This window comes from Hoeflea sp. (assembly GCF_984452065.1).
The window spans coordinates 17,912-24,852 of record NZ_CFHWAF010000059.1; the positions used below are offsets into that span (position 1 = coordinate 17,912).

The 6,941-nt window shown below is 62.9% G+C and carries 7 protein-coding genes and 1 pseudogene; 6 read left to right on the forward strand and 2 right to left on the reverse strand.

Annotated features, from left to right (window positions below; all coding sequences use genetic code 11):
* From AC5E6N_RS12895 to AC5E6N_RS12920, 6 genes are all read left to right on the forward strand, one after another.
* On the forward strand, window positions 1-582 hold a 582-nt coding region (locus AC5E6N_RS12895; protein ID WP_491748193.1), incomplete at its 5' end, for an amidohydrolase family protein.
* Complete coding sequence (hutH, locus tag AC5E6N_RS12900) at window positions 579-2,132, forward strand: histidine ammonia-lyase (protein ID WP_491748194.1); 1,554 nt, start codon at window positions 579-581, stop codon at window positions 2,130-2,132. The genes AC5E6N_RS12895 and hutH, both read left to right, overlap by 4 nt.
* A complete protein-coding gene (hutG, locus tag AC5E6N_RS12905) occupies window positions 2,129-2,941 on the forward strand; it encodes an N-formylglutamate deformylase (RefSeq protein ID WP_491748195.1) in 813 nt (270 codons plus the stop codon). Before hutH ends, hutG begins: the two co-directional genes overlap by 4 nt.
* Entirely contained in the window at window positions 2,934-4,607 is a 1,674-nt protein-coding gene (gene hutU / locus AC5E6N_RS12910; protein WP_491748196.1) for a urocanate hydratase, read from the forward strand. Before hutG ends, hutU begins: the two co-directional genes overlap by 8 nt.
* A gap of 193 nt (window positions 4,608-4,800) precedes the next feature.
* On the forward strand, window positions 4,801-5,208 hold the full coding sequence (locus AC5E6N_RS12915; RefSeq protein WP_491748197.1) for a universal stress protein: 408 nt from the start codon (window positions 4,801-4,803) through the stop codon (window positions 5,206-5,208).
* A gap of 225 nt (window positions 5,209-5,433) precedes the next feature.
* A complete protein-coding gene (locus tag AC5E6N_RS12920; protein WP_491748198.1) occupies window positions 5,434-5,868 on the forward strand; it encodes a universal stress protein in 435 nt (144 codons plus the stop codon).
* 111 nt (window positions 5,869-5,979) lie between these two features.
* On the opposite strand, the gene AC5E6N_RS12925 is transcribed toward AC5E6N_RS12920, so the two are convergent.
* Window positions 5,980-6,744, reverse strand: a complete 765-nt coding sequence (locus tag AC5E6N_RS12925; protein WP_491748199.1) for an ABC transporter permease — start codon at window positions 6,742-6,744, stop codon at window positions 5,980-5,982.
* Window positions 6,741-6,941 (reverse strand): annotated as a pseudogene (locus tag AC5E6N_RS12930) (hypothetical protein); the annotation flags it as partial. The gene AC5E6N_RS12925 and the pseudogene AC5E6N_RS12930, both read right to left, overlap by 4 nt.

Sequence of the window (6,941 nt, forward strand, 5' to 3'; positions counted from 1 at the left end):
GTCGACGGGTTTTGCGAAGCAATAGCCTTTTCACCCGGTCAGATCGAACGGGTTTTCCGGCATGCGCGCGAACTGGGCATGCCGGTCAAACTGCATGCCGAGCAGCTCTCCAATCTCGGCGGGGCCGAACTCGCCGCGCGCTATGGCGCGCTTTCGGCGGACCACCTTGAACATCTCGATGAGCCCGGCGTTCTCGCCCTGAAAAATGCCGGCAGCGTCGCCGTTATGCTGCCGGGCGCCTATTATACGCTGCGGGAAACGCAGTTGCCGCCGATTGCGCTGCTTCGGGAGCACGGCGTGCCGATGGCGGTTGCGACCGACTGCAATCCGGGGTCTTCACCGCTCACGTCACTGCTTCTTGCCATGAACATGGCCTGCACGCTGTTTCGCATGACGCCGCAGGAAACGCTTGCAGGAACGACGCGGCACGCGGCGCGCGCGCTGGGACTGACCGATATCGGCACGATCGAACCCGGCAAACGCGCGGAGCTTGCGGTCTGGGATGTCGCCCATCCGGCCGAACTGTCCTACCGCATGGGATTTAACCCGCTTGCGATGCGCATCACGGGAAAACTGCCATGACCGAGACGCTGCTGAAACCCGGAGACATGTCCCTTCGCCAGTTGGAAACCATCTACTGGAGCAATGGCGAAGTGGCGGTCGATCACTCATGCCGTGCCGGCGTTGAGGCGTCCGCGGCCGTCATCGCTGAGGCCGCCGGCGGCGAGATGCCGGTCTACGGCGTGAATACGGGATTCGGCAAACTTGCGAGCGTGAAGATCGCGCCGCGCTATACGGCCGCTCTGCAGAAGAACCTCATCCTTTCGCATTGCTGCGGCGTCGGCCCCGCCGTTCCTGAACGCATCGTGCGGCTCATGATGATCCTGAAGCTGCTGTCGCTTTGCCGCGGCGCATCGGGCGTGCGCTGGGAGCTGATCGAGCTTCTGGAACAGATGCTTGCGCGGAATGTCACACCCGTCATACCAGCTCAGGGCTCGGTCGGCGCATCCGGGGATCTGGCTCCGCTCGCCCATATGACGGCCGTGATGATCGGTGAAGGTGAAGCCGTCTTTGGCGGCAAGGCCATGCCGGGTGCAGCGGCCTTGAAAGCGGCCGGCCTCGAACCGGTCGCACTTGGTCCCAAGGAAGGCCTTGCCTTTATCAACGGAACGCAGTTTTCGACCGCCTATGCGCTGGCGGAACTTTTCGAAACCTGGCGCTGCGCCGAAAACGCGCTTCTGGTCAGCGCGCTTTCAACCGACGCCATCATGGGCTCGACAGCCCCGACCCGGCCCGAGATTCACGCCTTGCGCGGCCACCGCGGCCAGATCGAGGCCGCGGCCGCCGTCCGCAACCTGATGGAAGGCTCGCAGATCCGCGAAAGCCACCGTGAAGGCGACACGCGCGTCCAGGACCCCTATTGCATCCGCTGCCAGCCACAGGTGACGGGCGCGTGCCTCGATCTTCTGCGGCAGGCCGGCGCGACGCTTGAAACCGAAGCCAACGCCGTGACCGACAATCCGCTGGTCATCACCGCCAGCGGCGATGTGATTTCCGGCGGCAATTTCCATGCCGAGCCGACGGCCTTCGCCGCCGACCAGATTGCGCTGGCGATTGCCGAGATCGGTGCCATCTCACAGCGCCGCATCGCCCTTATGGTCGATCCGGCACTGAGTTTCGACCTGCCGCCATTCCTGACGCCCGAACCGGGTTTGAACTCCGGCCTGATGATCGCCGAGGTGACCAGCGCGGCGCTGATGAGCGAGAACAAGCAACGGGCCAATCCCTGCTCGACGGACAGCACACCGACAAGCGCCAATCAGGAGGACCATGTGTCCATGGCGGCGCATGGTGCCCGGCGCCTTGCGGATATGAACGACAATCTCGGCCGCATTCTCGGCATCGAGTTCCTGTGCGCGGCGCAGGGCGTGGAATTCCGCGCACCGCTGCAAACGAGTGCGCCGCTGCGGGCGGCGATCGCGGCGCTGCGCGAGCAGGTCGATGCGCTCGGCGACGACCGGTATCTGGCAGGCGATATCGAAGCGGCGGCGACGCTGGTGCGGGACGGAACGGTTGTCGCCCGGTGCGGCATACCGCTCACCGATCCGCTTGGAACGGAGGCGGCGCCATGATGCCGGTCGAAACCGTTCAGGGCGACAGCCCGGTCATCCTCGGCCTGCCGCACACCGGGCTGCACGTCCCGCCGGATGTGTGGGACCGCTTCAACGAGACCGGGCGTGCGCTCGCCGATACGGACTGGAATATCCACAAGCTCTATGAGGGATTGCTGCCCGCCGCCACAACGGTGCGTGCGACCTTCCACCGCTATGTGATCGACGCCAACCGCGATCCGTCCGGCAAGAGCCTTTATCCGGGCCAGAACACCACGACGCTCTGCCCGCTGATCGATTTCAACAATGCTCCGATCTACCGCGAGGGCTGTGAGCCCGACACGGCCGAGATCGAACGCCGCCGCCGGCACTTCCACGCGCCCTACCACGCCGCGCTTGCGGCCGAGATCGAGCGTGTGGGGTCCCGCAATGGCATTGCCGTGCTTTATGACTGCCATTCGATCCGTTCCGTCGTCCCCTTCCTTTTCGAGGGAACCCTGCCGGATTTCAATATCGGTAGCGATGGCGGCGTGACATGCGACAGCGAGGTCGAACGGATCACAAGGGATATCTGTACGGCAGCGCCCGGCTATTCAACGACCGTGAACGGCCGCTTTCGCGGTGGTTGGACAACCCGTCATTACGGCCGGCCTGCGGACGGCGTGCACGCGATCCAGATGGAACTGACGCAGAAAACCCATCTGGCAGCGGAGGCACCTCCGTTCGATCTCGATGCGCAAAAATCCGCGGCGCTGCGTACGGTTCTGGCCGATATCCTGACGTCGCTGGAACAGTGGGCGTTAAACCGCGCGGGAGCAAACAATGAGTGATCCACGGCATAATATCCGCGATGTGTACCCGCCAACCGGGCCGCGGATCAGCGCCAAATCCTGGCTGACGGAAGCGCCGATGCGGATGCTGATGAACAATCTGCATCCGGACGTCGCCGAGAACCCGCACGAGCTGACCGTCTATGGCGGCATCGGGCGCGCGGCGCGCAACTGGGACGCCTTCGACCGGATCGTCGCGAGCCTGAAGACCCTTGAAGACGATGAGACGCTGCTGGTTCAGTCCGGCAAGCCGGTCGGCATTTTCCGCACCCATGCGGATGCGCCGCGGGTGCTGATCGCCAATTCGAACCTCGTGCCGCACTGGGCCCATTGGGACCATTTCAACGAACTCGACCGCAAGGGCCTGATAATGTACGGCCAGATGACGGCCGGCTCGTGGATCTATATCGGCAGCCAGGGGATCGTGCAGGGAACCTATGAGACGTTTGTCGAGGCCGGCCGGCAGCATTATGGCGGCGATCTTTCCGGCAAATGGCTCCTGACCGGCGGGCTCGGCGGCATGGGCGGCGCCCAGCCGCTGGCGGCGACCATGGCCGGCGCCTGTCTGCTGGCGGTCGAGTGCGACCCGGAGCGCATCGATTTTCGCCTGCGCACGAGATATCTCGATGAGAAGGCCGAAACGCTCGATGAAGCCCTTGCCATGATCGAACGCTGGACCGCGGCCGGCGAAGCGAAGTCGGTCGGCCTGCTGGGCAATGCGGCGGACATATTCCCGGAGCTTGCCAGGCGCGGCGTGCGGCCCGACATCGTCACGGACCAGACCTCGGCGCACGACCCGGTCAATGGCTACCTGCCGCTCGGCTGGACGCTCGCGGAATGGAAGGAGAAGCGCGAGAGCGATCCGAAGGGTGTTGCCAAAGCCGCCTGTGCATCCATGAAGGTGCATGTCGCGGCCATGGTCGAATTCTGGAACCGGGGCATTCCGACGCTCGACTACGGCAACAATATCCGCCAGGTCGCTTTCGATGAGGGGCTAAAGGACGCTTTCGCCTTTCCCGGATTCGTCCCGGCCTATATCAGGCCGCTTTTCTGCCGCGGCGTCGGTCCGTTCCGCTGGGCGGCGCTTTCCGGCGATCCGGAGGACATCCACCGCACGGATGAAAAGGTCAAGGAACTCATTCCAGACGACAAGCATCTGCACAACTGGCTCGACATGGCGCGCGAACGCATCGCGTTTCAGGGGCTTCCGGCGCGCATCTGCTGGGTGGGGCTCGGCCAACGCCACCGTCTTGGCCTTGCCTTCAACGAGATGGTCAAATCGGGGGAATTGAAGGCGCCGGTCGTTATCGGCCGGGATCATCTCGATTCCGGCTCGGTCGCCTCCCCCAACCGGGAAACCGAGGCGATGAAGGACGGGTCGGATGCGGTTTCCGACTGGCCCTTGCTCAATGCCTTGCTCAACTGCGCCTCCGGCGCGACCTGGGTGAGCCTGCATCATGGCGGCGGCGTCGGCATGGGCTTTTCCCAACACGCGGGCATGGTGATCTGCTGCGACGGCACGGACGCCGCGTCAAAGCGCATAGCACGGGTGCTCTGGAACGATCCGGCCAGCGGCGTCATGCGGCACGCCGATGCCGGCTACGACATCGCCATCGACTGCGCCCGCGAAAACGGTCTGCGGCTTCCGGGAATTCTCGGGAATTGAGGCAGCCGGGCCGCGCCGTGGTTACAGCGCCACCTCAGTCGCCAATCAGCAGCACGATCGCTCCACCGCGTTTCTTCCCGGCAGGGCCGCACAACACCGACTGTCTGCACTTGCGCCATGTCAAAGAACGGGCGCCTGGACTGTGAGATAAGAAGTCCAACGGATATGTTCAATTTGGTAGGGAGATCGAACCATGTATAAAAATATCCTGGTACCCGTGCTTCTGGACGGCGCCCACGACACACAGTCATCTTACCGCGCCGCACAGACGCTGGCGGACGACGGCGCGAAGTTCACCGTGATGCATGTCATGGAGACGATCCCGAGCTTCGTCATAGCCCAGATCCCCAAGGACACGCTGGCAAGGTCGCACAAGGACGCCGAGGAGGCTTTGGAAAAGTCAGCGGCCAAATTGCCCGGCGCGACCACCTGTCTTGCCTCAGGCAACCCGGGACGGGTCATCGTCGATTACGCGACGGAGCACGATATCGATTGCATTATCGTTGCTTCTCATCGGCCCGGCATTGAAGACTATTTCCTCGGCTCGACCGCCGCACGGGTCGTACGCCATGCGCAATGTACCGTGCATGTGATCCGATAAGGCAGGGCATGCCCCGACCCTGGCACGGCGCAGGCGCGAATGGCTCTTTTCATTCGGCCCGCCATGCTGTTGTCCCTCTGCGGCCATTTCCTGCTTCTTTGGATCCGGAAACCGCCGACCGGTGTCGCAAACTCGGGCAAGGTTGCGGGCCGGCGTTGACTTTCATCAACGCGCGATCGCGTCGAATATGGCATGATGGGTCGTTCATCATGGGAGACGGATGCTATGTTTGAGAAGATAATCGTCGCGATCGACGGGTCGGAGAGCGCCGACAACGCGCTGGAGATCGCTTGCGATCTGGCAAAGAAGTACGAGTCCGAGATCCATCTTGTGCACTCCCCTCAGTTGGAAACCACGGCGATCGCGGTCGGCTACGGCGCGGTTGAGATCAATCCCGACCCGAAGGCCGTCGAGGAAGCCGGCAAACAGGTGATGGATCGCGCGGTGGAAAAGGCCACCTCACTTGGATGCACTCCGAGCGAATGTATCATCAGCAACGGCGATCCCGCGGACGAGATTCTGAAGGCAGCCGACGCGGCAAAGGCCGATCTTATCGTCATGGGCCGCCGCGGATTGGGACGCCTGTCCAGCCTTATCCTCGGCAGCGTGTCGCAAAAGGTCAGCCATGAAGCGCAGAGCGCCTGCCTCACCGTGTGCTGAGTGCGAAATCGGCCGGTCGCTTCGAATGATCCGGCAGGCGTGTCACCGATGCCACCATCGCCATGGCCCTCGGCCGCAACGGTCGCGGGCCGGATGCGCTTGTCCCGCCGATCAGGTTTCGGCACGTTCGGCCCAGCCGGCGAAGATCCTCTCCAGATAAACCACGACGTAATAGAGCAGGATGCCGAGCGCCGCCAGCGCGATCAGAACCGCGAACATCAGCGGATAATCGGCACTGATCTTGCCGCTGTCGAACAGGTGACCGAGGCCCTTTCCGTGCGGCTCCACGATTTCCATCAGGTTGGTTCCGATAAAGGCAAGCGTGACGGCCACCTTCAATGCGCCGAAGAACTCGGGCAGCGTTTTGGGAAGGGCGATCTTGCGAAAAATCGTGAACTGGCTGGCGCCCAGGGATTTGAGAATGTCGCGGTATTCCGGCTCCAGCGTCGACAGGCCGATGGAAATCGACACGGCAATCGGAAAGAAGGAAATCAGAAATGCGATGAGGATCGTATTCATGTCGTGCGCGCCGACGAACATCAATGCGATCACCGGCACGACGGTTGCCTTCGGTATCGCGTTGAAGCCCACGAGAAGCGGATAGAGACCCTCACGCGCCGTGCGCGAGAAGCCCATGATCATGCCGATCAGCGTGCCGAACACGATGGCGAGCATCAGGCCGGCAACCGTGCGCCAAAGCGTCTCCCAGCCATATTCCAGGAAAAGCCAGCGGAACTTCCAGAAGGCCGGGCCAAGGTCCGATGGCGAGGCCATCTTGTAATTCGGCCAGTCATTGACCCAGACCAGCCACTCCCAGAACAGGACGAACAGGAGAATGGCGATCACGGGTATGGCGATCTTGCGCGCTGTGTTCATTGTGCGGTCTCCAATCCCCGTCCCTGCGCAATCTGGATCTGGTGGCGCAGTTCGGCCAGCATTTCCGTCGCCACGGGCGTGTAAAGGTCGTCAAGCGTGCGGTCTGGACCGAGCGGCACATCCAGCAAATATTGCGTGGTCGCAGGACGGCCGGACAGCACGACAACCTCGTTTGCCAGAAACACCGACTCGCGCAG